A 26,486-nucleotide genomic window follows, 5' to 3' on the forward strand; every position below is an offset into this window, starting at 1 on the left:
CGCAGGACGCGTCAGCGACCCCGCCCCTCCCGCTCGTCCCGGGCCGCGAGCTGCTCGCGCCAGTCGGCGGGCACGCGCCCGGCCGGCCCGGGCACCGGCTGGTCGACCGGGCGGCTCGTCGGGGGAGCGAGGTCCGGCCCCGCGAACGCACGGCCCCGCTCGTAGTCCCAGAACCAGTCCTCGCCCGGCTCGTAGCTCTGCATGACCGGGTGCCGCTCGGCGTGGGCGTGCGCGGTGGCGTGCCGGTGCAGCGAGTCGTCGCAGCACCCCACGTGCCCGCAGGTCGCGCACCGGCGCAGGTGCACCCACCAGCTCCCGTCCCGCTCGCACTCCACGCACCCGGGCCCCGACGGCGGCACGTCGAGGTCGATGCCGGGCAGGTCGGTGGTCATCGTCGCCTCCAGGTCGAGCAGGTCGAGCAGGTCGAGCAGGTCGAGCAGGTCGAGCAGGTCGAGCGGTCGGTCAGCGGTTGCCGATCCAGGCCAGCGGCGCGCCGGACTCCGGCACCCACCCCTGCGGCGGGTCCTCGCCGACCCGCCCGTCCACGGCCTCGCGCAGCAGGTCCGCGTGGCCCGTGTGCCGGCCGTACTCCTCGAGGAGGTCGAAGAGCAGGCGGCGCAGGCTGAGGTGGCCCCGTTCGTCCCCCAGGGAGGCGACCGTGTCGAGGCCACCGTCGGCGAGCACGGCGTCCAGCCGCTCGCGGGACCGGGCGACGGCGTCGTCCCACGTCGCGTAGAGCGTCTCGGGGCTGTCGTCGCCCGCGGCGAGGATCTCCGTGCCGTTGTCCGCCCCACGACTGGAAGTCCCACTGCTGCCCGGGGTGCGTCCCGTGCAGCTTCCACGTGAAGGTCAGGTCCTCCACGGCGGCGAGGTGCTTGAGCAGCCCGCCGAGGGAGAGCTGCGAAGGAGCCACGCGCTGCGCCAGCCCCGCGGCGTCGAGCCCGTCGGCCTTCCACCGGAACGTGGTGCGCATCCGGTCGACCGCGGCGGTCAGGTGCGCGAGCTCGTCCCCCGCTGCGGGCGGTTCCCACGGCATGTCGTCGTCGGCCATGCACCGACCGTAGGGCCGGGGTCCGACACGGCGGAAGGGTGCCGGGACCCGGGGAGCACGACGGGCGGCACCCCGAGGGGTACCGCCCGTCGCTGCGCACCGGCAGACGCCTCACGGCGCGAGGCCGCTCGTAGCGGCTGTGGTTGAGCCCGGGGGTCATGAACCGGTGCGCACGGTCCACAACCGGCGCATCCCGCGACGTGTTCCCCGATCCGGGGACGAGTTTCCGAGCGACCCTCACCGCGCCACCTCACCGGGGACGGACGTCGCCTGTGCGCTCGACGAGCGCGAGACGTAACGAGCCGCGCGACCGGGCGAAACACGCCCCGCCGATGCTGGGTCGCGATGAGCCGGACCGCCACGAGGACCCACTGCCCGTACTGCTCCCTGCAGTGCGGGATGGTCCTGCACGCCGGCGACCGGCCGGCGGAGCTGCAGCCCGACGAGACGTTCCCCGTCAACCGCGGTGGGCTGTGCTCGAAGGGCTGGACCGCCGCCGAGCTGCTCGACCACCCGGAGCGCCTGCTCGCGCCGCTGGTCCGCGCGGTGCCCGGCGACCGCTCCTCGCGCCTGGTCCCGACGACGTGGGAGGACACCTACGACCGCATCGCGGCGGCCGTGCGGACCACCCAGGCCGTGCACGGCCCGGACGCCGTGGGCGTCTTCGGCGGTGGCGGGCTGACGAACGAGAAGGCCTACGCGCTGGGCAAGTTCGCCCGGGTCGCGCTCGGCACGTCGGCGATCGACTACAACGGCCGGTTCTGCATGAGCAGCGCGGCGACGGCCGCCAACCGCGCCTTCGGCATCGACCGGGGGCTGCCCTTCCCGCTCGAGGACGTGGCCGCCGCCGACGTGCTCCTCGTCGTCGGGAGCAACGCCGCGGCCACGATGCCGCCGGCCATGCAGTGGGTCGACGCCGGCCGTGAGCGCGGCGCGCTGCACGTCGTCGTCGACCCGCGGCGGACGGCCACCGCCAAGGGCGCGGGCCTGCACCTGCAGCCCGTGCCCGGCACGGACCTGGCGCTGGCGCTGGGGCTGCTGCACGTGGTGGTGAAGGACCGCCTCGTCGACGAGGAGTACGTCGCGGCGCGGACCAGCGGGTTCGAGGCGGTCCGCGCGTCGGTGGCGTCCTTCTGGCCGGACCGGGTCGAGCGGATCACGGGCGTGGCGGTCGCCGACCTGCGACGGGTGGCGCACGCGCTGGCCGAGGCGCCGGCCGCCATGGTCCTCACCGCGCGGGGCGCCGAGCAGCACGCCGCGGGCACCGACACCGCCACGGCGTTCATCCACCTCGCGCTCGCCCTGGGCCTCCCGGGCCGCCCCGGCTCCGGCTACGGCACGCTCACCGGCCAGGGCAACGGCCAGGGCGGGCGCGAGCACGGCCAGAAGGCCGACCAGCTGCCGGGCTACCGCCGGCTCGACGACCCGACGGCCCGCGCGCACGTCGCCGGCGTGTGGGGCGTCGACCCCGACTCCCTGCCTGGCCCGGGCCGCAGCGCCTACGAGATGCTCGACCGGCTGGGCCGGGACGACGGCGTCCGCAGCCTGCTGGTGATGGCCTCCAACATCGCGGTGTCGGCGCCGCGCGGCACGCACGTCGTCGAGCGCCTGAAGGCCCTGGACTTCCTGGCCGTCAGCGACCTGTTCCTCTCCGAGACCGCGGCGCTCGCGGACGTCGTCCTCCCCACCGCCCAGTGGGCGGAGGAGGAGGGGACGATGACGAACCTCGAGGGCCGCGTCATCCACCGCCGCAAGGCGATCGACCCGCCGGCCGGCGTCCGCGACGACCTGGCGACGATGCACGAGCTCGCGACCCGCCTCGGTCAGGGGGACAAGTTCCCGACGGACCCGCGGACCGTGTTCGACGAGCTGCGGCAGGCCAGTGCGGGCGGCACGGCCGACTACGCGGGCATCACCTACGAGCGCCTCGACGCCGAGGACGGCGTGTTCTGGCCCTGCCCGTCGGAGGACCACCCGGGCACGCCGCGGCTGTTCGCCGAACGGTTCGCGACGCCGGACGGGCGCGCGCGGTGCGTGCCGGTGACGTGGCAGGAGCGCGTGGAGCCGACGGGCGGCGCCTACCCCTACGTCCTCACGACCGGCCGGCTCATGGAGCAGTACCAGTCCGGCGCGCAGACCCGTCGCGTCCGGCAGCTGTCCCTCGCCCAGCCCGAGCCGCGCGCCGAGCTGCACCCCGACCTCGCCCGCCGCCACGGCGTCGGGGACGACGACCACGTCCGGCTCACCACCCGCCGCGGCAGCGCGGTCTTCCGCGTGCGGCTGACCGACGAGATCCGGCCCGACACGGTCTTCGTCCCCTTCCACTGGGGCGGGGGCGGCCCGGGCGCCGGCCACGCCAACGCGCTGACCGACGACCGGCTCGACCCGCTGTCGCGGATGCCGGCCTTCAAGGCCTGCGCGGTGGCGGTGGCCCGCGCCGACGAGCCCGTGCCGCCCCCGCCCGCGACGACCCTCGTCGCCCCGACCACCGCCCTCGCGTCCATCCGCACGTCCGCCACCTCCGCCCACCGACCTGACAGGGGAACCGCCGTGCCCTCCACCCCCCGCTTTCTGCAGACCATCGCCCCGTTCACGGGCAAGGGCCTGGACCAGCCCGTGCCGTTCAGCCCGGCGCTGGTGTACGAGGTGCCGGACGGCGCCGTCGCGCAGACCGTCTACTTCCGGGGCGGCAACAGCTCCGACGAGCTGGCCTGCGTCGTGCTGCTGCGCGACGGGGAGCCCATGCGGTACTTCCCCGTCGGCGCCAAGGCCGACACGCACGTGCCGCTGCGCGTCGTGGAGAACCTCGAGGCCGGCACGGTCGTCGAGCTGCAGGTGTCCGCCCCGGACGGCGCGAGCGGCGTGCTCGTCGTCGACCTCGGCCTGGTCGAGGTCTGAGCGTGGGTGCGCACGCGGTGGGTCCGAAGCGGCGCCTTGTCGTCGTCGGGAACGGCATGGCCGGGGCCCGCACGGTCGAGGAGGTGCTGGCCCGCGGCGGGGCGGACCAGTTCGACATCACGATGTACGGGGAGGAGCCGTACGGGAACTACAACCGCATCATGCTGTCCAACGTCCTGCAGGGCGTGGACGACGAGGCGGACATCTTCCTCAACACGGTCGCCTGGTACGCGGAGAACGGCATCGACCTGCGCGCCGGCGTGCGGGTGGCGCGGATCGACCCGTTCGCGCACGTCGTGGTCGACGGGGCCGGCGGTGTGCAGCCGTACGACCAGCTCGTCATCGCCACGGGCTCGGTGCCGTTCGTCCCGGAGATCACGCACCTGCGCGACCCGCGGCGCGGCTTCCACCAGGCGGTCTTCACGTTCCGCACGCTCGACGACACGCGCCGGATGATCGCCTACGCCCGCGACCACGAGCGCGCGGTCGTCATCGGCGGCGGCCTGCTGGGCCTCGAGGCGGCGGCCGGGCTGCAGAGCCACGGCATGCAGGTCACCGTGGTGCACGGCCCGGGGCATCTCATGAACGCCCAGCTCGACGAGGCCGCGGGCCGCATCCTGCAGCGCAGCATCGAGAAGCTGGGCATCGAGGTCGTCTGCGGCGGGCGCACCACCGCCGTGCGCGGCCGGGAGCAGATCGAGGGCATCGAGCTCAAGGACGGGCGCTTCCTGCCGTGCGACATGGTGGTGCTGGCGGCGGGCATCCGGCCGAACACCGAGATCGCGCAGATGTCGGGCCTGACGGTCGAGCGCGGGATCGTCGTGGACGACCAGCTCCGCACGGTCGAGTCCGACGACGTCTTCGCAGTCGGCGAGTGCGTGCAGCACCGCGGCGAGACGTACGGCCTCGTCGCCCCGCTGTGGGAGCAGGCCAAGGTCATCGCCGACGTCCTGACCGGCGCCGACCCCGCCGCGGCATACCACGGCTCCCGCACGGCGACGAAGCTCAAGGTCGCCGGCGTGGACGTCGCGTCCATGGGCGTCGTCGCGCCTCAGCGGGAGACGGACGAGCACATCGTGTTCTCCGAGCCGAAGAAGGGCGTGCACAAGTCGCTGGTGGTGCGCGACGGCCGGCTCATCGGCGCGACGCTGCTCGGCGACGTGCGCAAGACCGCGTTCCTCGTGCAGGCCTTCGACCGCGGCATGGCGCTGCCGGAGGAGCGCGTGCAGATGCTCTTCGACATCGGCGCGCCGCCCGACGAGGTGTCGGTCGCGGAGCTGTCCGACGAGGCCGCCGTCTGCAACTGCAACGGCGTGTCCAAGGGGGACATCTGCGGAGCGGTCCACGGCGGCTGCAAGACCGTCGGCTCCGTCATGGACAAGACCCGGGCCGGGAAGGGCTGCGGGTCCTGCAAGGGGCTGGTGGCGCAGATCGTCGAGTGGGCCGCCGGCGGCAAGGTCGAGGAGGACCCCTCGGCGTCCTGGTACGTGCCAGGCATCCCGATGACCAAGCCCGAGCTCGTCGCCGCCATCAAGGAACGGCACCTGACGTCCGTGTCGGCGGTGTTCGCGGCGCTCGCGCCGGAGGGCGCCGACGACGCGAGGTCGAAGATGGCGCTGACCTCGCTGCTGCGCGTGGTCTGGCCGCACGACCACGTCGACGAGCGCGACGCCCGGTTCGTCAACGACCGGGTGCACGCCAACATCCAGCGCGACGGGACGTTCTCGGTGGTGCCGCAGATGAAGGGCGGCGTCACCACGCCGGACCAGCTGCGCCGCATCGCCGACGTCGCCGACAAGTACCAGGTCCCGCTGGTCAAGGTCACCGGCGGCCAGCGCATCGACCTGCTCGGCATCCGCAAGGAGGACCTGCCGAAGGTCTGGGGCGACCTGGGCATGCCGTCGGGCTACGCGTACGGCAAGAGCTTCCGCACCGTGAAGACGTGCGTCGGCACGGAGTTCTGCCGGTTCGGGCTCGACGACTCCACCGGCCTCGGGATCGACCTGGAGAGCCGGTACCAGGGCCTGGAGAGCCCGGCGAAGATGAAGCTCGCCGTGTCCGGCTGCCCCCGCAACTGCGCGGAGTCACTCGTCAAGGACGTGGGCGTCGTCGCGATCGGCGAGGGTCGCTGGGAGGTCTACGTCGGCGGGGCCGCCGGCGCGCACATCCGCAAGGGGGACCTGCTGGCGACCGTCGACTCCCGCGAGGAGGTGCTGACCCTGGCCGGGCGGTTCATGCAGTACTACCGCGAGAACGCGCACTGGCTGGAGCGGACGTACACCTTCGTCCCCCGGGTCGGCCTGGAGGAGCTGAAGGCGATCCTCGTCGACGACCGCGACGGCCTGGCCGCCGGGCTCGACGAGCGGATGCAGGAGTCGGTGGACGCCTACGTCGACCCGTGGCAGGAGGGGGCCAGCCCGGTGGAGCCGGGCCAGTTCCGGACGTCCTTGCCGCTGTCGGTGCTGCCGCAGGTGCCGGTCCGATGAGCGCGGAGGAGGCGGTGGTGTCCGAGCAGGCGCCGGGCGGTCTGGTGCGCGGGCTGCCGGCGACGAGGGTCGCCCGCGTGACGGACGTGCCACCCGGCGAGGGCCGCGCGTTCGCGGTCGCGGGGGAGCAGGTGGCGGTGTTCCGGCTGCGCACCGGCGCGCTGCGCGCGGTCTCGGCGGTGTGCCCGCACCGCGGCGGCCCGATCGCCGACGGCCAGACCGACGCGCGCGTCGTGGTGTGCCCGCTGCACGCCCACACCTTCGAGCTCGCCACGGGCGCGTGCCTGACCGGCCAGCGCGCGCTGCAGGTCTTCCCGGTCGCGGAGGAGGACGGCTGGCTCGTCGTCGGAGGCTAGCTAACAGTTGCCAACAGTTGCAGACCGCCATAGCCCGCAACTTGTGATGGCCAGCCAGAGGAAATCGTCGCCTCGAGATTTGACGTACACAAGGCCGAAATTTATACCCGCCCCGAATGCTGAGCATCCCGGTTGTAAATCCAATGTGCTCGCACAGTCGAGACCGATCTCTCAGTCCGTGCACGCCGTCCTGCGTCGCATCGGCCTGGTTTCGTCTGCTGAGCGAGCCCGTGCCGGCGGCGCCGACTGGGAAGCGCCGTTCCATCGACCGAGGCACAGCCATCGAGCACTGAAGCGCGCGCGGTCCTAGTGCGATAGCCTGCGGCACGACGAGCGAGGAGGAACGGTTGTGCTAACGCGGCTGCAGATAAAGAATTTCAAAGCGTGGCGAGATACCGGGGATATCGAGTTGGCTCCGTTGACAATACTTTTCGGCGCAAACTCGTCAGGAAAGTCTAGCCTGCACCAATTCCTTCTGATGTTGCGTCAGACCGTAGAGTCGGCGGACCGCAAACGCGTACTGCACACCGGTGATGACGGCACCCCCGTCGACCTCGGAAGTTATTCTGAACTCGTACGCGACGGCGATGTGGCCGTTCCGTTGGAATTTCACCTTCGATGGTCACGCCTGGACGAGATGGAGATCTTTGATCCGCGGAGCGACCAGTATTTCGAAGGGAACCTTCTGGACTTCACCTCGAGAATCAGCGCGGTGGGGGTAGCGCCACCGAGGGTGAGGGTGGACGAGTATTCTTACACGCTTCATGCTAATGACGGACGTCGCCTTACCCTTCGGAGCACGCGAGAGTCTGACACTTCCACAAAATACAAGATGGAAGCAGAAGGCGTCGAATTGATCAGGACGCTTGGGCGGAAGTGGCCCGTGTCCCCTCCCTCGCAGTTTCACGCCTTCCCGGATGATCTTGCGACTCGATATCAGCACTTGGAGTACGCACCCGACTTCACCTTGGCCCTGGAGGAGCAACTATCTGCTCTAAACTATTTAGGACCGCTTAGGGAGAAGCCGAATCGGCTATACCGGTGGTCGGGAGAGGAGGTAGGCCACGTAGGCTGGCGAGGGGAGCGTACAGTCGAAGCCCTTCTTGCTGGTCGGGACCGAACATACAACGTTCGGTCGGGCACCCGACACCAACCGCTTCAGGCCCTCGTGGCACGTTGGCTAAAAACGCTGGGTGTGATCGACGATTTCACCGTGAAACCGATCGGTGAGGGCCGGGACGAGTACGAAGTGCGAGTGCGGACGCCAGGCGGATCTCGAGAAGTACTCTTAACGGATGTCGGCTTCGGTGTTTCGCAGGTGCTGCCGGTCATCGTCGAGTGCTTCTACTCCGCTCCGGGGTCGACCGTGATCATGGAGCAGCCAGAAATCCACTTGCATCCTTCGATTCAAGCCGGTTTGGCGGATCTGTTCATCGAAGCAATCGGCATGAGGGAGAATAGCCGGCCGAGGGACACGCAGATCATCGTGGAATCGCATTCGGAGCACTTGCTTCGGCGACTCTTACGTCGGATCGCCGAAGGCGCCTTAGATCCCACTCGAGTCCGCTGCTATGTGGTAAGTACTGGTCGTGCTGGCTCTCGAATTGAGCCCCTTGACGTCGATCCTCTAGGCAACGTGCACAATTGGCCGAACAATTTCTTCGGTGATCCTGCCGCGGATCTAATCGCGCAGTCTAGGAGTGCGCGTGAACGCCGGCGTATCGCGAGGGCCGAAGTGTGAGCCGCGTCGTCGACACGAATGTTCCCCTCGTCGTTAAGCTCCCTGCAGATCGCCCTCAGGATTTGCTGGACGCGTGCGAAGAGATTTTGGAGGAGATACTCGCGGGCCGTTTGGTAGTTGTCACGGATGCGGCCGGAGAGATCGTTGACGAGTATATGCATCAACTTGATTTCAGCGGTCAGCCGACGCTTGGTGACGCGTTCGCTAGGTATGTACACGACTTCAGATACACCTGGGACTCTTCGGCACGTCCAGACTTGCGGCCAGATCCCGTGGTCGAGCACAAATACGAGGTGCTAGAAGGCGACGACGGTGAAATCGATCCATCTGATCGCAAGTTTGTGGCAGCCGCGAAAGTCGCTTGCGTGCCTGTTGTGCAGGCGACCGACACAAAGTGGTTGAACTGGGCGGCCGTCCTCCGGCGGCATGGTGTTCAAGTTGTCTACGCGCACGAGGAGTCGATCCGGGCCGCGTACCGCTCGAAGTTTGGGTTTGATGCTCCGTGAGTGAATTCTTTCGCTATCCTTCGACGCCGCACCTCTGCCAGCCGCCCGGAATCGAGTTAAGAGCAGATAAAGTTCTGCCGCAGAGAGAACTGGAGGCGCTGCTGTCGGGCCCTTTGATCGTCGAAGAGAAGCTTGATGGCCAGAACCTAGGAATATCCGGTGACGGGCCCGGTCTACGCTTGCAGGCGCGCGGCGACTATGTCGCATCCGGGGGCAGGCACTTTGCGGGGATCGAGTCTTGGCTGCGTCCTCGCCAATCGCGCATACTGAAGGCGATCGGCCCACACTTGATCCTCTTTGGCGAGTGGTGCGCCGTCAGGCACTCGATATTCTATGATCGCCTACCTGATTGGTTCCTGCTCTTCGATGTGTACGACCGCGAGGCACAGCGGTTCTGGCAGTTAGACGTGCGCGATGCTCTAGCGCTTGAGTTGGGCCTGTCCACCGTTCCAAAGATTGCCGAGGGAGAGTTTGACTTGCGCGACCTGCAAGCGGCGATTGGGGTGAGCCGTTATGGCTGCGAAGGAATGGAAGGTGTCGTGGTCCGGGCGGAAGATGGCAGGGAACCCGCGCGCGCAAAATTGGTGAGGCCATACTTCATTCAGCAGATCGAGACGCACTGGATGTCTGGCGGTCAACAGAAGAATCGGCTAGTGCAGGCCTGAGCGGCCGGATAGCGCGGGCAGGTCACGAGAATGCGAAGCGTGGCGTCGGGCAGGCGCCCCGCGTAGTCGGGTGCGGCAGGCGATTTGCGACATCGGGGTCGGACGAGCTGCGCCGGTGGGCGAGTCGACGTCGCCGTCCGTGGTGATCATCAGGGCGCGCGCCATGCTGGACGCACTTAATGGACCCTCACGCCGCGAAGTGTGCCAATGAGCGGCGTATGGCCTCAGACCGGGTGATCTGGTTCTTGGCGGCCGCGGCGTCGAGCGCCTCCAGCTCGTCGGTCGTCAGACGGACGGCGACGACCTGCATGGGTTCTGCGCCCCGCCCCGGGCGTCCGCGACCCCTGCGCTTGAGGACGTCGACGTCGTAGCCCCGCTCCGCTTCGTGAGCCAACCGCTCGATCTCTGCGTCCGTCGCCATCGGCCCATCGTATGACGAAAAGACGACGCGGGGGGCCGACTGCGGGATGGTGCCGACGCTGTCGCGGCAGGCGTTCGGCGTCGTCGACGTCAGATCTCGTCCCTCTGCTCGGGCTCGTTCTCACGCAGGCCGCCGAGGGTGCGGACCGTGTCGAGGGTGTCGGCCTCGGCGGGGGTCTTGTCGTCGCGGTAACGCAGGACGCGGGCGAAGCGCAGGGCGATGCCGCCGGGGTAGCGGGGGGAGCGCTGGATGCCGTCGATGGCGATCTCGACGACCTGCTCCGGGTGCAGGGTGACCGTCCAGCCGTCGTCGGCGACCTCGAGCTCGCGGAAGCGGCGGGTCTGCCAGGCCAGCATCTCGTCGGTCATGCCCTTGAAGGTCTTGCCGAGCATGACGAAGCCGCCGCTCTCCGGGTCGCGGGCGCCGAGGTGGATGTTCGACAGCAGCTCCGTGCGGCGGCCCGAGCCGCGCTCGACCGCGAGGACCACCAGGTCGAACGTGTGGCGGGGCTTGACCTTGACCCACGCGCTGCCGCGGCGGCCCGCCTCGTAGGGCGCCTCGGCGTCCTTGACGATGACGCCCTCCTGGCCCTCGCCGACCCAGCGGGCGAACGACTCCTGCGCCACCTCCGGGTCCGACGTCACCACCCGCTCGACGGCGTACGCCGGGGCCACCGCGTCCAGGACGGCCAGGCGCTCGCGCAGGGGGGCGTCGAGCAGGTCGCGGCCGTCGACGTGCAGGACGTCGAAGAAGAACGGCGTCAGCGTGGTGCCGGCCGCCATCTCGGCGTCGCGGGTGGCGCTGCGCGAGGCCGTCTCCTGGAAGGGGCGCGGGCGGCCGTCGGCGTCGAGGGCCAGGGCCTCCCCGTCGAGGACCACCGAGCGCACGTCGAGGCCGCGCGCGGCGGCGACGATCTCGGGGACGCGTGCGGTGATGTCGTCCAGGCTCCGGGTGACGACCAGGACCTCGTCGCCGTCGCGGTGCACCTGGACCCGGATGCCGTCGAGCTTGGCGTCGACGACGACCTCGCGGCCCTCGAAGCCGGCGACCGCCGCGGCCACGTCGGGGGCCGACGCCGCCAGCATCGGCCGGACCGGGCGGCCGACGGTGAGCCCGAAGCCGGCCAGCGCCGCCTCGGCCGCCTCCGGCGACCCCGCACCCAGAGCCGCGGCCGCGACCGGCTCCGTCGAGCCCGCGAGCATCGCCGCCCGGCGCACGGAGGCAGCCGGGACGCCGGCGGCCTCCGCCACGGCGTCGAGGAGCAGCGCGTCGAGGGCGCCCTGCCGCAGCTCGCCCGTGACGAGCCCGCGCAGCAGGTGCTGCTCGTCGGCGGTGGCGGCGGCGAAGAGGTCGCGAGCCAGCGCCAGGCGCCGGGTCGACGAGCCCGACCCCGACAGGCCGGCCATCTGCTCGAAGACCGCGTCGACGGCGACGACCTCCAGGGACGGCTCGTCGGCCGGCACCGGCAGCGAGCCGAGCGACCGCCATCCCAGGCCCGTGCGGCGCTGCCGCAGCTCACCGGCCAGGTAGCGGGCGACGACCGGCACCTCGTCGGGCGCGGTCCGGCCGAGCAGGTCGACGAGCAGCGCCCGCTTGGCCAGGCGCGACCGGGTCGCGGCCAGCGCGCGGGACGTGGCGGCGACGTCGGCGAGCAGCACGGGCTCATCGTGCCGCGCATGCACGCGCCGCGCCGCCCGGGTGGGGCGACGCGGCGCGGCCCTGCGCGTGCTGCTGCTGGGGACCAGCCGTCAGCGCGTGGCGACGAGGAAACCCCCGGCCGGCACGGCGACGACCCCGCGCCCCGTCAGCTCCGCGGAGCGGACCAGGGTGCCCGTGGCGTCGAAGACCTCGACGGTCGACGTCGTGCCCCGCCGCGCCGACCGTGGCCGGCAGCGGCGTGCGGCCCGCGGAGACGGCCAGCTCCGTCGCGGCACCGTCGTCGCCCGCCAGGCTCAGGCGCTGCAGGTGCGGGGGGACGACGAGGGCGTCGACGACCGTCGTGCCCACGCGGCCGTCGACGGTGACCGTCGTCGCCCCGGGCAGCAGCGGGCGCGTCAGCGGCAGGGGGAGGAGGACGCCCGGGATCGCCGTGATGCCCTGGTCGCCGGCCCGTGTGGTGAGCGTGCCGAGCGGGTAGCGGCCGGCGGTCCAGCGGGACACGGCCGGCGTGCCGGGCTGGGCCAGCAGGACCGGCTCGACCGAGCGCACGCCGTTCCCCGCGGGGACCGGGATCGACGCGGTCCGCCCCGGCGCGAGCTGCACGGCCGAGCCGCCGCTCCACCCGGACTCGCCGGTCCAGGCGTCGTCCGGGGTGAGGACGGTGCCGTCCGTCGTGCCGGACTCCGCCTCCACGACGGTCAGGCCGTCCCGCAGGGTGACCGTGGCCGCCGCCTGGGCCAGCGCGGAGACGTCCGGGTGCGCGTCGAGGGCCAGCATGGACAGCAGGCCGTGGATGGTGCTCTCGGCGCCGGCGTTGCGGTTGGTGGTGCCGTCGGGCTGGACGCCGTCCGTGGTGACGCCCGTCGCCGGGTCGTAGAGGGGCACACCGGCGCGGTTGCTGCCGAAGTACCAGCTCGCGATGGTCGTCGGGCTACGGGCACTGCAGGAAGCACCGAAACGTTTCGGTGCATTCGTCGTGACGGTAGCACCCCTCCACGGGGAGCGCGACCGGGACGTCAGGAGCGGTCGGGCGCGGGACCGGTCGAGCCGCGGACGAGGAGGCGGGCCGGCTCGACGGTGACGTCGCCCGGGGTGCCTCCGTCGAGGAGGTCCAGCAGCAGCTCCGCGGCCGCCGCGCCGACGAGGCGCGGGGTCGTCGTGAGCGTGGTGAGCGACGGGCGCACGTAGGTGCCGAGCTCGATGCCGTCGAAACCGGCCACGGACAGGTCCTCGGGCACGCGGACCCCGCGGCGGTGCGCCTCGGCCATGACGCCGATGGCGGCGAGGTCGTTGGCGCAGAAGACGGCCGTCGGCGGCCGCTCCGCGTCGAGCAGGACCGCGGCCGCCCGGGCGCCGCCGTCGTAGGTGAAGTCCGCGGGCACGACGGCCCCTGGCCCGCGGCCCGCCGCCGCCAGCGCCGCCGACCACGCCTCCGCCCGGCGCACGGCGTGCACGAGGTGCGGCGGCCCCGCGACGTGCGCGAACCGCTCGTGGCCCAGCCCCACCAGGTGCGCGACGAGGTCGCGGATCCCGGCCGCGTCGTCCTGCCGCACGGCCGGCAGGGGGAAGCCGGCCGCGGGGTTGACGCCCACCGCCGGCAGCGCCAGCTCGGTCACCAGCTCCACCCGCGGGTCGTCGACGACGAGCTCGTCGAGCAGCACGCCGTCCACGCGCCGCCCGGCGGCCAGCCGGCGGTAGCGGTCGAGGGTGTCCGCCGGTGCCTGCCCGATCTGCAGGATGAGCGCGTACCCCCGCGGGTCCAGGACCTGCTCGAGCCCGGCGATGAAACCGCCGAAGAACGGGTCGGACTCCAGCACCGTCGGGTCGTGCTGCACGACGAGCCCGACGGTGAAGGTGCGGCGCGCGCGGAGCGCGCGCCCGCGGACGCTGGGCACGAACCCCAGCTCGGCGGCGGCCTGCTTGATGCGGGCCCGGGTCTGCTCGGAGACGCCGGGCCGGTCGTTGAGCGCGCTGGAGACGGAGCTGATCGCCACGCCGGCGTACTTGGCGACCTCGACGATGGTGACGCGCGCCGCCGGCCGGTCCGCCATCGTCCACCTCCGTGCCGCGCACCTCCTGCCCCGGCGCCACCTCTGCCCGGTGACCGGTCGGACGACCTGCAGGTCGCCCCTCCGCGTCACCCTACGGGCGGTGCCACGGGGTCCGCCGCCGCAGCGGTGCCTCGCGCTCGGTCGACGTGCGCACCACCGACACCCCGGCCGACGCCCTGGCCGACGCCCCCGTCGACGCCCCCGTCGACGCCCTCGTCGGCGCCCTCGTCGGGCACGGCGGCGCGCGGCGGGGTCCGCGCCCACGAGGCCAGCGCGACGCCGGCGACGAGGAGCACGTCGCCCGCGCTGAAGGTGTTCGCCAGGGGGAGCGGCGCCGGGAGGGCGAAGACGTCCCCGAGCCACGGCAGCACCGGATCCGCCACGACGATGGAGTTGGCGAAGGCCATGTCCGGGCTGATGCCCGCGGCCGCCACCGCGGAGGCGGACGCCGGCAGCGTCCCGCCGTTGAGGGCGATGGTCACGCCGTTGCTCAGCGTCCCGGCGGCGGCGACGAGGGTCCCGGGCAGCGCCCGGTTGGCGACGAGGAACGCGGCCGCCACGACGTAGGTGCCCACGTGCACGACGGGCGCGAGGCCGGCCGGCGTCGGCAGCTCCAGCACGACCGTCTGCACGACGAGCGCGGCCCACACCAGCGGGACGAGCCGCCACCGGTGCCGCACGAGGGCGGCGGGCACGCGGCCGCGCACGAGCGGCGACAGGGCGGCGAGCAGGGCGCAGGCGAGGACGAGCACGGTCAGCCTCCGGTGCGGGGGACGGGGACGCGGCCGCGGGCGGCCTCGAGCAGGCGCTGCCCGATCTCCTGGGACGTGGTGGGCCGGCCGAGGTGGTAGCCCTGACCGGTGCGGCAGCCGATGGCCCGCAGCGCATCGACGGTGGCCGCGTCCTCGATGCCCTCGGCCACGACGCGCAGGCCCAGGTCGAGCGCGAGCTGCACGGTGGAGCGCACGATGACGAAGTCGCCGCGGCGCGTGGCCATGCCGCTGACGAAGGAGCGGTCGATCTTGAGCTCGTCGACGTCGAGACGCTGGAGGTACCCGAGCGAGGCGTGGCCCGTGCCGTAGTCGTCGACCGACACCGTGGTGCCGAGGGCGCGCAGCTCGGCGATCACGACGTCGGCGCGGGCCGGGTCGGACAGCAGCGCCGTCTCCGTCACCTCGAGCACCAGCGCGCCCGCGGGCACGCCGTGCCGGTCCAGGGCGGCAGCCACCTGGCGGGGGAGCGCGAGGTCGGACAGGTGCCGGGCCGAGAGGTTGACCGCCAGGCGCAGCCGGTGCCCGTCGGCGTGCCAGCGCGCCAGGGCCGCCAGGCCGGTGTCCAGCACGAACGCGGTCAGCCCGGCGACGAGGCCCGAGTTCTCGGCCAGCGGGATGAACCGGTCCGGCGGGACGGGTCCGAGGACGGGGTGGTTCCAGCGCACGAGGGCCTCGACGGCCTCGATGCGTCCCGTCCCGAGGTCGACCTGCGGCTGGTAGGCCACGGCGAGCCGGCCCGCGCCGATGGCGACGCTGAGGTCGGCCAGGAGTGCGAGCCGCTCGCTGGTGTCCACGGCGAGCTCCGGCGAGAAGGTGCTCACGCGGTCGCGCTCGCGCTTGGCGCGGTAGAGCGCGATGTCGGCGTTCTTCATGAGGGTCGCCGCGTCGTCGCCGTGCTCGGGGGCGACGGCCACGCCGGCGCTGGCGCGCACGAGCAGCTCGAGGTCGCCGACTCGCACGGGCTCCTGCAGGGCGGCCTTCAGCGCGTGCGCCACGCGCTCGGCACCCGGGGCGCCGCCGCCCGCGACGACGACCGCGAACTCGTCGCCGCCGAGCCGGCTGACGACGACGTCGCCGTCGACGACGCGCCGCAGCCGGGCGGCGACCTCGCGCAGCAGCTCGTCGCCCACGGGGTGCCCGAGCCCGTCGTTGATGTCCTTGAAGTGGTCGAGGTCGAGCAGGACGAGCCCCGGGCCCTCGGGGGTGCCGGCGTCGAGCAGGCGGCCGAGCTCCTCGAACAGCAGCTCGCGGTTGCCGAGGCCCGTGAGCGGGTCGCGGGCGGCCTGACGGGCGCGCAGGAACGAGGCGGCGGTCGTCACGTGGATGGCGGCCGCGGGCAGGCACAGCAGCACGAGGGACAGCAGGCTCTCGGTCGCCAGCTCGGCGGCGACGGTACCGATGGCGAGGAGGACGAGCTGCGAGGAGGCCGACCACGCCAGGTCGGCCCGCAGCACGGGCAGGAGCGGCTGCCCCGAGGCGAGCGCCACGACGACCCCGACGAGGAGCCGGTTCACCAGCAGCATGGACAGGCCGGCGACGAGCAGGGGCAGCACGTCGAGGCGACCGACGTCCGACGGGCCGGACACCAGCGGCCGGGCGCCGACGACGGACAGCACCGCGCCGCCCGCGAGCACGCTCAGCAGGTACTGGCTGGAGTTGAAGGCGGACTTCAGCAGCCCACGACGTCGGTGCAGGTCGTCGACGAGGGAGGCCATGACCTGGGCGACGAGGGCGGGCCCGAGCCCGGCGACCGGCACGAGCGCCAGCACGAAGGGGGTCGAGATCGCCATGGCCTCGGTGGGGTGGCGTGTGCGCGGGATGGCCAGCGGCCGTGTCTCCCCGACGACGGCCCCGACCGCGAGGAACAGCGCCGGGAGCCAGACCCACTCCTCGCGCAGCTCCGACCACGGCGCCCTTTTCCGGCCGAGGGCGCCGCCCGCGGGCCTGCGGCCACGCCGCGCGGGCGGCCCCGGCCGCCAGGGTCGAGACTGGGGGGGTGGCGGACGACGAGCGGTGGGTGGGGCGGCTCCTCGTCGCCACGCCGCGCCTCGAGCACCCGACGTTCCGCCGGACGGTGATCCTGCTGCTGGACCACGCCGACGGCGGCGCCTTCGGCGTGGTCGTCAACCGGCCGCTCGAGGTGGACGTCGCTGCGGTGCTGCCGGCGTGGCAGCCGTGGGTGAGCGCCCCGCGGTACCTGTTCCAGGGCGGGCCGGTCGGGCTGGACTCCGCGCTGGGGGTCGTGGCGGTGCCGTCCGCCCCCGGCGGTCGGACGCCCGTCGGCGTCGACCGGGTCGTGGCCTCCTTCGGGCTGCTGGACCTCGACCTGGAGCCGGCCGACGTCGTGGCGCAGGTGCCCGACCTGCGGATCTTCGCCGGGTACGCCGGCTGGTCGGCGGGGCAGCTCGAGGAGGAGGTGGCCGAGGGCTCGTGGTGGGTCCTCGACGCCCGCCCGGAGGACCCCTTCGCCGCGGACCCGCAGGAGCTCTGGCACCGCGTGCTGCGGCGGCAGCCCTCGGACCTCGCCCTGTACTCGACGTGGCCGGACGACCTCACGCTCAACTGACCCGTGCTGAGGGTTCGGGCCCGTGACGAAGGACTCGGCCGGGGCTCCGCCCGGGCGCGTACCCTGGTCGCAGAGCCCCCGTCCGGGGTCGACGGAGGAGAGAACCATGGCCAGCCAGCGCCCCGCCACGCCCCGCCACCTGCCGAACAGCCCGTTCGCGGCCGCCCGCGCCGCGGCCGCCGCCACCCGCATCGAGCTCGAGCCGGGCGACCGCGTGTCGCACGACCGGCACGGCCTGGGCCGCACGGTGCGCCTCGAGGGCGACCGCAACGCGATCGTCGACTTCGGCGGCGACCTGCGGCGCGTCGCGCTGGACAGCCCGCGGCTCGAGCGCCTCTGACCATGGCGGTCCCCGACCTCCCGCTCGTCGTCGTCACGGGCGCCAGCGGCGCCGTCGGCGGTGGAGTGGCCGCGGCCCTCGCCGCGGGTGCGACCCCGCCCGCCGGCGACGGGTTCGGCGGTCCCGGTGCCGTCCCCGGCGGCGTGGGCGTCCCCGACCTGCGGATGCGCCTCGTCGTGCGCGACCCGCTCCGGGCCCCGCAGCTGGAGCCCGTCGAGGTGGCCGTCGCGTCCTACGGCGACGGGGAGGCGTGCCGCCGCGCGTTCGACGGCGCGGACGTGCTCGTCCTCGTCTCGGCCGGGGAGAGCGTCGACCGGCTCGACCAGCACCGCACCGCGGTCGAGGCGGCGGCCGCCGCCGGGGTCCGGCACGTGGTCTACACCTCCTTCGCGGGGGCCGCGCCGGACGCGACCTTCACGCTGGCGCGCGACCACGCCGCCACGGAGGAGGCCCTGCGCTCGGCCGGGCTCTCGAGGACCGTGCTGCGCGACAACCTGTACCTGGACCTGCTGCCGGCCTTCGTCGGCGAGGACGGGACGCTGCGCGGCCCGGCCGGCGACGGGCGCGTGGCCGGCGTCGCCCGCGAGGACGTGGTGCGCTGCGCCGCGACCGTCGTCGGCGACGTGCTGCGCGACCCGGTCGGCGACCGGCACGCGGGCGCGACGTACGAGGTGACGGGTCCGGAGGCGCTCACGCTCGAGGAGGTGGCCGCGGTACTCACCGCCGCGGGCCGCCCGACGCGGTACGTCCCCGAGACGCTGGAGGAGGCCTACGCCTCGCGCGAGCGCTTCGGCGCGCCGGCCTGGCAGGTGGAGGCGTGGGTGTCGACGTACACGGCCATCGCGCACGGGGAGATGGCCGCCGTCTCGCGCGACGTCGAGCGGCTGACCGGCCTGCCGCCGCTGTCCCTGGCGGAGCTGCTGGCACGCTGACCGCTCGGGACGACACGGACGACGGCGGCACCGGAGGACCTGGCGTGGGCGTGCTCTACCTGACGGCGCTGGTGCTGTCCCTCGTCGGGCAGGCGCTGGTCGACCACGGGTACCGGACCTTCTTCTGGCGGGACGCCCGGCGTGCGGCGGTCGTCATGGCGGTCGGGCTTGCCTTCTTCCTGACGTGGGACGTGGCGGGCATCGCCACGGGCATCTTCTTCCGCGGCTCCACGGACCTCATGACGGGTGTGCTGCTGGCGCCCGAGCTGCCGCTCGAGGAGCTCTTCTTCCTGACGCTGCTGTGCTGGTCGACGATGAACGTGTGGGGGCTGATGACGCGTCCCGGGGCGCAGCCCGAGGTGCCGCGGTGACGTACGCCCTGGTCAACACGCCGTTCCTGCTGCTGGCGGCGGTCGTCGTCGTGCTGGCCGAGCGCTCGCGGCGGCGCGACGGCCGCCGGCACCCCGTGCGCGCGACCGCCGTGACGCTGGTGGTGCTGGTGCTGCTCACGGCCGTGTTCGACAACGTGCTCGTCGGGCTGTCGATCGTCGCCTACGACCCGACCCTCATCTCGGGCCTTCGGGTGGGCGTCGCGCCGGTCGAGGACTTCGCGTACACGGTCGCGGCCGTGGCGCTGCTGCCGGCCGTCTGGGAGCTCGTGGGCCGCCGCGGACGGCAGCCCGGCGGCTCCTAGGAGCGCCGGGTGGTGACGTCCGCAGCCCGCGACGAGGACGCCGGCACCAGGACCTGCGGGCGGGGGACCGGGGTGCCGTAGCCGCGCAGCCGCGCACGGAGGCCCGCAGCCAGGAGGCGGGGGTGCAGCAGGACCAGCGGCGGCGCCATGAGGTGGAAGACGGACGCGACCCGCTCCTGGGTGGCGGTGTCGCCGTGGGCGGCGAGGCGGCCCAGCTCCCGCGTCCACCGGCCGAGCAGCGCGGCGACCAGGCCCTCGCGGCCGGCGACCGTGGGGTAGCGCAGGTCCTCGCCCGTGGCGATGGCCCACGGCAGCGCCGTGGTGCGGGCGAAGCGGCGCTGCAGCCGGCGGGCGCTGCGCCGCGGCCGCCACCCGCGGCGGACCTCCGCGCGCAGGGCGGCCGCCTCGAGCGCGGCCACCGCGACCCCCTGGCCGTAGATGGGGTTGAACGCGCACAGCGCGTCCCCGACGACGAGCACCTCGTCGGGCAGGGCGCCCCGGCGCTCCCACGCGTGCCGGCGGTTGGCGGTCCGGCGGTGGACGGCCACGTCGGAGGCCGGCTCCGCGGCGGCCGCGAGCTCGGCGAGCACCGGGTCCTGCAGCGCGGCGAGGCCGGCGAGGAAGGCGTCGGGCTCCCGGCCCGGCCGCTGCTCGCCGACGCCCACCTGCCCGACGAGCCAACGGCCGTCCTCCACGGGCAGCGCGAGCCCGCCGACGGGCCGCCCGGGCGACGCCAGCAGCACGACGCCCGCGGTGGTGACGCGCTCGCGGTCCAGCGCGTAGGCCCGGCTCGCGTAGCCGATCCGGGCGTCGACCTCCTGCGTCCTCGGCTCCGGCAGCCCCAGCGCCGTCAGCCACACGGGCAGCCGCGACGTGCGCCCGGAGGCGTCGACGACGAGGTCGGCGGCCAGGGTCGAGCCGTCGGCGAGGTGCACGTGCCACGCGGCGTCGTCGCCGCGCGCCAGGCCGTCCACGCGGGTCCCGTCGCGCAGGACCACCCCCGGCAGGGCCCGGACGCGGGTGCGCAGCACGTGCTCGACGAGGGGCCGCGTCGCCGAGAGCACCTCGTACTGCCGGCTGCGCGGCGCCCACCCCTGCTCCCCGAGCCACGCGAGCCTCCCGGTGTCGACGGGGACGGCGCCGGCCCGGCGCAGGTCCTCGCGCAGCCCGGGCACGACCGTCTCGGCGGCGAGCAGGCCGCGGTGCAGCAGCACGTGCGGGTGCCGGTCCTGCGGCGTCCCGGGCCGCGACGCCGGCGCGTCGGGCAGCACGTCCTTCTCGACGAGGGTCGTGCGCCGCCCGTCGCCCGCGACGGCCGCCGCGGCGAGCAGGCCGGCCACGCTGGCTCCGACCACGACGACGCGTGCGGGACCGGCGCCGGGATCCGTCATGGGTGCATGGTCGTCGTGCCGGCCGGTAGCCGGAAGGGCCGGACCCGCCGCCGCTCACGGGCGGCTCTCAGCGTCCGTGGCGGATGTCGGTGCCGTCGGGCAGGCTGACCGCCGTGCCCGACGCGACGACGCCCCCCGCCCCTGCCGGGCTGCTGCAGCGGGTCGCCGGCGTGCCCGACGACGGCGCCGGTCGTTCCGCGGCCCGCCTGCTCGCCGCGCTGCTGGTGTGCGGCGCCGCGGTGCTGCTGTTCGCCGTGCACGTCCGGCCGCTGGCCTACGTGCCGCTCGTCGCCGGGGTGGTCCTGGGCCTGGCGGTCGACCGCGCGCTCGGCAAGGACCTGCTGCTCATCGCGGTGGGGCAGGGGATCGTCAGCACGATCTCGCTGGAAGCCGACCTGTCGGACGCCGGCATCGTGAGGTTCGGCGTCGTGCTGTCGCTGGCGGTGCTGGTGCCCTGGGCGCTGTCGCGCTGGTGGCTGCGCGAGGACGCGATCCGCTTCCCCTGGCGGGTGGGCCGGCCGTGGACGCGGGTCCACTGGGGGTACCTCGTCGGCGTCGTGCTGGCCGGGTACCTGATCCTGCCCTGGTACTTCCTCTCGTCGGGCGTGTGGCGCAACTGGCCCGAGCTCGACGGCGGGCAGGAGATCGCGCGGCTGTTCGTCGGGGTCGCCGCCGTCGGCACGTGGGACGAGCTGTTCTTCGTCTGCACGGTGTTCGCCCTGCTGCGCCGGAACCTGCCGTGGGCCACCGCGAACGTCCTGCAGACGCTCGTGTTCGTCTCGTTCCTCTGGGAGCTCGGCTACCGGGAGTGGGGCCCGGCACTGACGATCCCGTTCGCGCTGGTGCAGGGGCTGACGTTCGTCAAGACGGCGTCACTGACCTACGTGCTGACCGTGCACCTTCTCTTCGACGCGGTCGTCTTCATGGTGCTCGTGCACGCCCAGCACCCGGAGCTCTTCGACGTGTTCCTCACGGCACCGCGCTGAGCGCCGCTGGGTGCCGCCGAGCGGTGCGCGCCCAGGGGGGACTCAGTCCTCCCGGGAGCGCACCGCGTCCAGCACCGCGGACCCGACGACGAGCCCGCCCAGCCCGGCGGCCGCCGCCCCGAGGGGCCGCAGCCAGTGCCGTCCCCACCGCCCGTGCACGGCCTCGCCGCCCGGCGTGGGCGTGAAGACGTTGCCGGGGTGCGGCTCGACGCGGTCGCGCGAGAGCCCGAGCACGGACATGCCCGGACCCACCCCGCGGTCGTACGCCCACGGTGCCAGCCGGAACGCGGCCGTCAGGACCTTGTTCGCCGGGCCGACGGACCGCTTGCGCACGGGCCGGTCGACGACCCGCACGATCGCGCGCGCGTGCTTCTCCGGCCGGTCCACGGGGGGCGGCGGCCGGCCGATCCGCCCGGCGTAGCTGCCGGCCTGCGCGTACACCGGGGTGTCGACGGCGCCGGGGGTGACGAGCGAGACCTCCACGCCGGGCAGCGACCGCGCCTCGGCCTGCAGGGTCCGGGTGAACCCGTGGACGGCCCACTTGCTGGTCACGTAGGAGGACATCCACGGCGTGGCGATGCTGCCCAGCAGGGAGCCGATGACGACGAGGTGCCCGCCGCCGGCGGCCGAGAACCGCGCCATCGCCTCGCGGGCCACGTTCGCGGTACCCAGCAGGTTCGTCGCGATGACCTGGTCGAAGACGTCCGCCGGCACCTCGTGGAAGCGCCCGTAGGCGACGACGGCCGGGGCGTGCACGACCGCGTCGACGTGCCCGTGCGCCGCCCAGGCGGCCTCGAACAGCCGGTGCACGGCCGCGCGGTCGGACACGTCCGTCGGCACGACGAGGACGTCCGGGCCGCCCGTGTCGACCGGGCGGCGACGGGGCCGGCGGGCGCGGCACTCGCGCTCGACCTCGGCCAGCGCCTCCGCGGACCGGGACGCCAGCACCACGGCGTCCCCCCGCGCCGCGAGGCGGTGCGCCGTCGCGCGGCCGATCCCGCTGGAGGCGCCGAGGACGAGGACGACGCGCCGGCGCGCGCGGTCGTGACGGGGAGGTCGGGGCACGCGCCCACCCTGGCCCGGACCGGCCCGGCCCGCACGGCGACCGGCCGCGGAGGCCCTCAGGAGCGTCCCCACGACCGACGCGCGCGGGCGGGCCCCGGGGAGCACACTGCGCACACGCGTCCGCAGCGGGGCCGTTCCCGCCGGAAGGGGGCTCACACCTCCGCGGCGGGGCGCTCGACGAGGTACGTGTGCCCGTCGGCGCCCACGACCTTCTCGTAGCGCGTGAGGAGCTCGCCGTCGGGATCGGGGCCGCTCTGCGCGCGTGCCCGAGGAGCCGTCCGGTCGATCTCGGCCGGTCCCAGGTAGGGCAGCAGCAACTCGGCTGCGCGGTCGTTGGCTTGCTTGAACGAGGGCAGGTGCAGGGTCATGTCGGTCACTCCTGGGCGTCGCTGCTGAACCGAGGAGGGGCACGCGCCCCGCCCGGCAGGGGGAGGCCGGGCGGGACGCGTGTCCGGTGCGCCGGAGGCGGCGGCGGGACCGCTCCCGCCCTCCGATGGTGCGCCCGCCGCCCGAGGTCGGCACGGGGTCGTCGCCCCGCCCGTCTCAGGGCCGGCTCAGCGGTGCGCAAGACCTGCGGGAGGCGGCCGTCGCGACACCCCTGCCGGCCGTCACTAGGGTCGGCGCGACGGTTGGTCGGGGACGGGGTGGGGACGATGGCGAGGTCCGGGGACGCGGTCGAGCTGCACGAGGCGCAGGACCCGCTGGTGCTCGCGCTCGACATCGGGTCGACGGCGACCCGCGGCGGCGTGCACGACGCGAGCGGCCGGCCCGTCGCCGGGCTGCAGCACAAGGTGCCGCACGCCTTCACCGTGGCGCCCGACGGCACGTCCGTCATCGACCCGGATCAGGTCGTCGACGAGGTCGCGCAGGTCCTCGACGCGGTGACCGCCGACAGCCGCCTCGGCACGCGCATCGCCGGCGTCGCCATGGACACGTTCGCCGCGTCCCTCGTCGGGGTCGACCGTGCGGGGCGCCCGCTGGCGCCCTGCCTGACGTACGCCGACCAGCGGTCGGCGGGGGAGGTGGCCGCGCTGCGCGACCTGCTCGACGAGCCCGCCGTGCAGCAGCGCACCGGCACGCGCCTGCACACGAGCTACCACGCCCCGCGCCTGCGGTGGCTGGCGGCGACGCAGCCCCGGGTGGTCGCCGGGGCGGCGGCGTGGTGGTCGCTGGGGGAGTACGTGCTGGCGCGGCTCGTCGGGGAGCCCCTGGCGGGGACGTCGACGGTCGCGTGGACGGGACTGCTGGACCGGCGCACCGGTGCGCTCGACGAGGAGCTCCTCGCCGCCGCCGGGGTGCGCGCCGACCAGTTCTCGGCCCCGCGGGACATGGTCGAGCCGGCGCACCCGTCGTCGCCGTCGCGGTGGCCGGCCCTCGCAGGGGCTGCCTGGTTCGGCGTCATCACGGACGGCTACGCCAGCAACGTCGGGGCCGGCGCGACGGACCCGACGGTCGTCGCGGCCGCCACCGCCACGAGCGGCGCCCTGCGCGTGCTGCTCGACGGCCCGGCGGACCCGCTGCCCCCAGGTCTGTGGAACTACCGCGTCGGGACCGGCCGCACGCTGCTCGGCGGTGCCCTCAACGACGTCGGCCGCGCGGTGAGCTGGGCGGAGGCCGTCCTGCGGCTGTCCCCGGAGCCGGGGCGGGTCCTCACGGCGGCACCCTCGTCGGGCACGCCGCTGGTCCTGCCGTACCTCACGGGCGAGCGTGCACCGGGCTGGGTGGGTGAGGCCCGGGCGACGATCACCGGCGTCTCGGCGGCGACGGACGCGGACGCGGTCTTCCGCGGCGTCGTCGAGGGCATGGCGCTGACGTACGCGCGCGTGGCCGACGAGCTCGCGCCCGCCGCGCCGGGCGTGGTCGAGGTGGCGGCGTCGGGCAGCGTCAGCAACGACCTGCCGGAGTGGCTGCAGGTCCTGGCCGACGTGCTCGCCCGTCCGGTCCGGCACGTCACGCGCAAGCGCTCCACGCAGCGCGGCACGGCGCTGCTCGCCCTCGACGTGCTGGCACCCGACGCGCCCCGTGCGCCGCGCGTGACCGGCGCGACGTACGAGCCGGTGCCGGCCCACGCGGACCACTACGCCGACCGCCGCGCCCGCTTCGCGGACGTGTACGCCGCGCTGGTGCACCCGTGACCGGCGACCGACCCGCCCGCCGGCGCGCGGGCGGTCAGTCGCCCTTCACGTTGACGACCTGACGCAGGGTGTGCCGGACCTCGACGAGGTCGGCGGCGTCGGCCATGACCTGGTCGATGTCCTTGTACGCCGCCGGGATCTCGTCGATGAAGGCGTCCGTGTCGCGGTACTCGATGCCCGCCATCGCCTCCCGCAGCTGCTCGCGCGTGAACAGGCGGCGGGCGGCGGACCGGGAGTGGTTCCGCCCGGCGCCGTGCGGGCTCGACTCCAGCGAGAGCCGGTCGCCCTTGCCGACCACGACGTAGGAGGCGGTGCCCATCGAGCCGGGGATGAGCCCCGGCTCGCCCGCCCGCGCGCGGATCGCGCCCTTGCGGGACACCCACACCTGCTTCCCGACGTGCGTCTCCTGCTCGGTGAAGTTGTGGTGGCAGTTGACCCGCTCGGCCTCGACGACGGGCTCGCCCATGTGCTCGGCGAGCACGCCGACGACCCGGTCCATCATCTCCTCGCGGTTCGCGGCGGCGAAGTCCTGCGCCCACCGCAGCTGGCGGACGTACGCCCAGAACTCCTCCGTGCCCTCGACGAGGTACGCGAGGTCCGGGTCCGGCAGGTCGATCCACCACCGCCGGCACAGCTCGGCCGCCACGGCGATGTGGTGCTGGGCGATCCTGTTGCCCACGCCGCGGGACCCCGAGTGCAGGAACAGCCAGACGACCCCGGTCTCGTCGACGGACACCTCGATGAAGTGGTTGCCCGAGCCGAGGGAGCCGAGCTGCAGACGCCAGTTGCGTGCCGCCGACGCGGGGTCGAAGCCCGCCGCGGCCGCCGTCTCCTCGAGCGCGGCGACACGGGCCCGTGCGGACGCGGTCAGCGACGCGTTGTGCACGCCCGCGGAGAGCGGCACCGCGGCCTCGATCGCCTCGCGGATGCGGACCAGCGGCCCGGCCGCCCGCACCTGCTCCTCGGACCACTGCGTCCGGACCGCGATCATGCCGCAGCCGATGTCGACCCCCACGGCCGCCGGGATGATCGCGCCGAGCGTGGGGATGACCGAGCCGACGGTCGCGCCCTTGCCGAGGTGGGCATCGGGCATGAGGGCCACGTGGGGGAACACGAAGGGCATGCGGGAGGTCCGCAGCGCCTGCTCGCGGGTGGTCGGCTCGAGGATCGAGGCCCAGCTGACGAGGCGCTCGGACAGGTGCTCGCGGGTCATGGCGGACATCCTGCGGGGACCAGGACCTGAGGTCACGGGCAATTGCCTCGCGACGACCTGCGTCCCTCGTCCGGGTCAGCTGGTCCGGGCCGCGCGTCCGGACACCCGCTCCAGCCGCGTCCAGCTCGCCCAGCCGCGCTCGCGCATGAGTTCGAGCATGCGCTGCATGCGCGGGTCGGTCTCGAGGGCCAGCGCGTCGAGCAGCTGCGAGGCCGCCGATCCCGCGCAGCGCCTCGAGGTAGGCGACGACCTCGGGCGGCAGGACGAGGCGGTCGCCCGCGGCGAGCTGCGCGATCTGCTCCCGGCTGCGGCTCAGGCGCGCGATCTCGTCGCGGAGGTGCTCGTCGATCCGCCGGACCGCCGCCGCGAAGGTGGCCTCGTCGGCGTCCAGGAGCCGGGCCACCTCCGACAGCGGCACACCCGCCTCGCCCAGCGTGCGGATCCGGACGAGCGCGACGACGGCCCTCGCGCCGTACCGCCGGTAGCCGGAGGCGTCGCGTTCCGGCTCCGGCAGCAGACCGATCTGGTGGTGGTGGCGCACGGCCCGCACGGTGGCC

The 26,486-nt window shown here is 73.9% G+C and carries 25 protein-coding genes and 2 pseudogenes; 13 read left to right on the forward strand and 14 right to left on the reverse strand.

Going from position 1 to position 26,486, the window contains the following annotated elements:
* Positions 1-11: 11 nt before the first annotated feature.
* The 3 genes and pseudogenes from AC2TDM_RS05275 to AC2TDM_RS05285 all read right to left on the reverse strand — a co-directional run.
* The gene (locus AC2TDM_RS05275; RefSeq protein ID WP_484636017.1) at positions 12-392 is read right to left on the reverse strand and encodes a UBP-type zinc finger domain-containing protein; all 381 of its coding nucleotides are present in this window, start codon (positions 390-392) and stop codon (positions 12-14) included.
* Positions 393-462: 70 nt separating this feature from the next.
* Positions 463-771 (reverse strand): mycothiol transferase, encoded by a 309-nt coding sequence (locus tag AC2TDM_RS05280; RefSeq protein ID WP_484636389.1) that lies wholly within the window; start codon positions 769-771, stop codon positions 463-465.
* A 106-nt stretch (positions 772-877) separates the two neighbouring features.
* Positions 878-1,051: pseudogene (locus AC2TDM_RS05285) on the reverse strand (mini-circle protein); the annotation flags it as partial.
* 345 nt (positions 1,052-1,396) lie between these two features.
* Between AC2TDM_RS05285 and AC2TDM_RS05290 the strand changes: the two are divergent.
* The 6 genes from AC2TDM_RS05290 to AC2TDM_RS05315 all read left to right on the forward strand — a co-directional run bounded on the left by AC2TDM_RS05290 (position 1,397) and on the right by AC2TDM_RS05315 (position 9,703).
* Complete coding sequence (locus tag AC2TDM_RS05290) at positions 1,397-3,949, forward strand: molybdopterin oxidoreductase family protein (protein ID WP_484636018.1); 2,553 nt, start codon at positions 1,397-1,399, stop codon at positions 3,947-3,949.
* Positions 3,950-3,951: 2 nt separating this feature from the next.
* Positions 3,952-6,435 carry a nitrite reductase large subunit NirB gene (gene nirB, locus AC2TDM_RS05295; protein ID WP_484636019.1) on the forward strand — a complete coding sequence of 828 codons (2,484 nt, stop codon included), beginning with the start codon at positions 3,952-3,954 and terminating at the stop codon, positions 6,433-6,435.
* Positions 6,432-6,791, forward strand: coding sequence for a Rieske (2Fe-2S) protein (locus AC2TDM_RS05300; RefSeq protein WP_484636020.1), 360 nt, complete (start codon positions 6,432-6,434; stop codon positions 6,789-6,791). The genes nirB and AC2TDM_RS05300 overlap by 4 nt, the downstream gene beginning before the upstream one ends.
* Before the next feature lie 349 nt (positions 6,792-7,140).
* A complete protein-coding gene (locus tag AC2TDM_RS05305; RefSeq protein WP_484636021.1) occupies positions 7,141-8,532 on the forward strand; it encodes an AAA family ATPase in 1,392 nt (463 codons plus the stop codon).
* Positions 8,529-9,038 (forward strand): hypothetical protein, encoded by a 510-nt coding sequence (locus tag AC2TDM_RS05310; RefSeq protein ID WP_484636022.1) that lies wholly within the window; start codon positions 8,529-8,531, stop codon positions 9,036-9,038. The genes AC2TDM_RS05305 and AC2TDM_RS05310 overlap by 4 nt, the downstream gene beginning before the upstream one ends.
* Positions 9,035-9,703 carry an RNA ligase family protein gene (locus tag AC2TDM_RS05315; RefSeq protein ID WP_484636023.1) on the forward strand — a complete coding sequence of 223 codons (669 nt, stop codon included), beginning with the start codon at positions 9,035-9,037 and terminating at the stop codon, positions 9,701-9,703. The genes AC2TDM_RS05310 and AC2TDM_RS05315 overlap by 4 nt, the downstream gene beginning before the upstream one ends.
* Before the next feature lie 187 nt (positions 9,704-9,890).
* Here AC2TDM_RS05315 and AC2TDM_RS05320 read toward each other — a convergent pair whose 3' ends face one another.
* The 6 genes from AC2TDM_RS05320 to AC2TDM_RS05345 all read right to left on the reverse strand — a co-directional run bounded on the left by AC2TDM_RS05320 (position 9,891) and on the right by AC2TDM_RS05345 (position 16,397).
* The gene (locus AC2TDM_RS05320; RefSeq protein WP_484636024.1) at positions 9,891-10,124 is read right to left on the reverse strand and encodes a ribbon-helix-helix protein, CopG family; all 234 of its coding nucleotides are present in this window, start codon (positions 10,122-10,124) and stop codon (positions 9,891-9,893) included.
* 89 nt (positions 10,125-10,213) lie between these two features.
* Positions 10,214-11,782: an ATP-dependent DNA ligase gene (locus tag AC2TDM_RS05325; RefSeq protein ID WP_484636025.1), complete on the reverse strand. Its 1,569-nt coding sequence runs from the start codon at positions 11,780-11,782 to the stop codon at positions 10,214-10,216.
* 4 nt (positions 11,783-11,786) lie between these two features.
* Positions 11,787-12,668, reverse strand: coding sequence for a hypothetical protein (locus AC2TDM_RS05330; RefSeq protein WP_484636026.1), 882 nt, complete (start codon positions 12,666-12,668; stop codon positions 11,787-11,789).
* Between the two features lie 131 nt (positions 12,669-12,799).
* On the reverse strand, positions 12,800-13,834 hold the full coding sequence (locus AC2TDM_RS05335) for a LacI family DNA-binding transcriptional regulator (protein ID WP_484636027.1): 1,035 nt from the start codon (positions 13,832-13,834) through the stop codon (positions 12,800-12,802).
* 86 nt (positions 13,835-13,920) lie between these two features.
* The gene (locus tag AC2TDM_RS05340; RefSeq protein ID WP_484636028.1) at positions 13,921-14,586 is read right to left on the reverse strand and encodes a DUF5317 family protein; all 666 of its coding nucleotides are present in this window, start codon (positions 14,584-14,586) and stop codon (positions 13,921-13,923) included.
* Positions 14,587-14,588: 2 nt separating this feature from the next.
* On the reverse strand, positions 14,589-16,397 hold the full coding sequence (locus tag AC2TDM_RS05345; RefSeq protein ID WP_484636029.1) for a putative bifunctional diguanylate cyclase/phosphodiesterase: 1,809 nt from the start codon (positions 16,395-16,397) through the stop codon (positions 14,589-14,591).
* 206 nt (positions 16,398-16,603) lie between these two features.
* Here AC2TDM_RS05345 and AC2TDM_RS05350 point away from each other — a divergent pair, with 206 nt between their 5' ends.
* The 5 genes from AC2TDM_RS05350 to AC2TDM_RS05370 all read left to right on the forward strand — a co-directional run bounded on the left by AC2TDM_RS05350 (position 16,604) and on the right by AC2TDM_RS05370 (position 19,139).
* Complete coding sequence (locus AC2TDM_RS05350) at positions 16,604-17,173, forward strand: YqgE/AlgH family protein (protein WP_090035216.1); 570 nt, start codon at positions 16,604-16,606, stop codon at positions 17,171-17,173.
* 106 nt (positions 17,174-17,279) lie between these two features.
* Complete coding sequence (locus tag AC2TDM_RS05355; RefSeq protein ID WP_090035218.1) at positions 17,280-17,513, forward strand: hypothetical protein; 234 nt, start codon at positions 17,280-17,282, stop codon at positions 17,511-17,513.
* 2 nt (positions 17,514-17,515) lie between these two features.
* A complete protein-coding gene (locus tag AC2TDM_RS05360) occupies positions 17,516-18,445 on the forward strand; it encodes an SDR family oxidoreductase (RefSeq protein WP_484636030.1) in 930 nt (309 codons plus the stop codon).
* Positions 18,446-18,489: 44 nt separating this feature from the next.
* On the forward strand, positions 18,490-18,816 hold the full coding sequence (locus AC2TDM_RS05365; protein WP_090035223.1) for a lycopene cyclase domain-containing protein: 327 nt from the start codon (positions 18,490-18,492) through the stop codon (positions 18,814-18,816).
* On the forward strand, positions 18,813-19,139 hold the full coding sequence (locus tag AC2TDM_RS05370) for a lycopene cyclase domain-containing protein (protein WP_484636031.1): 327 nt from the start codon (positions 18,813-18,815) through the stop codon (positions 19,137-19,139). Before AC2TDM_RS05365 ends, AC2TDM_RS05370 begins: the two co-directional genes overlap by 4 nt.
* Here AC2TDM_RS05370 and AC2TDM_RS05375 read toward each other — a convergent pair.
* Positions 19,136-20,530, reverse strand: a complete 1,395-nt coding sequence (locus tag AC2TDM_RS05375) for an NAD(P)/FAD-dependent oxidoreductase (RefSeq protein WP_484636032.1) — start codon at positions 20,528-20,530, stop codon at positions 19,136-19,138. The genes AC2TDM_RS05370 and AC2TDM_RS05375 overlap by 4 nt on opposite strands.
* Before the next feature lie 83 nt (positions 20,531-20,613).
* On the opposite strand from AC2TDM_RS05375, the gene AC2TDM_RS05380 reads away from it, so the two are divergent.
* Complete coding sequence (locus AC2TDM_RS05380) at positions 20,614-21,516, forward strand: CPBP family glutamic-type intramembrane protease (RefSeq protein ID WP_373308475.1); 903 nt, start codon at positions 20,614-20,616, stop codon at positions 21,514-21,516.
* A gap of 42 nt (positions 21,517-21,558) precedes the next feature.
* Here AC2TDM_RS05380 and AC2TDM_RS05385 read toward each other — a convergent pair whose 3' ends face one another.
* Positions 21,559-22,581: an SDR family NAD(P)-dependent oxidoreductase gene (locus tag AC2TDM_RS05385; protein ID WP_484636033.1), complete on the reverse strand. Its 1,023-nt coding sequence runs from the start codon at positions 22,579-22,581 to the stop codon at positions 21,559-21,561.
* Positions 22,582-22,733: 152 nt separating this feature from the next.
* Positions 22,734-22,949, reverse strand: coding sequence for a hypothetical protein (locus tag AC2TDM_RS05390; RefSeq protein WP_090035231.1), 216 nt, complete (start codon positions 22,947-22,949; stop codon positions 22,734-22,736).
* Positions 22,950-23,234: 285 nt separating this feature from the next.
* On the opposite strand from AC2TDM_RS05390, the gene AC2TDM_RS05395 reads away from it, so the two are divergent.
* The gene (locus AC2TDM_RS05395) at positions 23,235-24,716 is read left to right on the forward strand and encodes a gluconokinase (protein WP_484636034.1); all 1,482 of its coding nucleotides are present in this window, start codon (positions 23,235-23,237) and stop codon (positions 24,714-24,716) included.
* A gap of 34 nt (positions 24,717-24,750) precedes the next feature.
* Here AC2TDM_RS05395 and AC2TDM_RS05400 read toward each other — a convergent pair whose 3' ends face one another.
* Together AC2TDM_RS05400 and AC2TDM_RS05405 are read right to left on the reverse strand one after the other, a co-directional pair.
* On the reverse strand, positions 24,751-25,929 hold the full coding sequence (locus AC2TDM_RS05400) for an RtcB family protein (RefSeq protein WP_484636035.1): 1,179 nt from the start codon (positions 25,927-25,929) through the stop codon (positions 24,751-24,753).
* Between the two features lie 442 nt (positions 25,930-26,371).
* Positions 26,372-26,479, reverse strand: a pseudogene (locus AC2TDM_RS05405) (MerR family DNA-binding transcriptional regulator); the annotation flags it as partial.
* Positions 26,480-26,486: the final 7 nt, after the last annotated feature.

Source organism: Cellulomonas sp. plas2 (genome assembly GCF_057221735.1).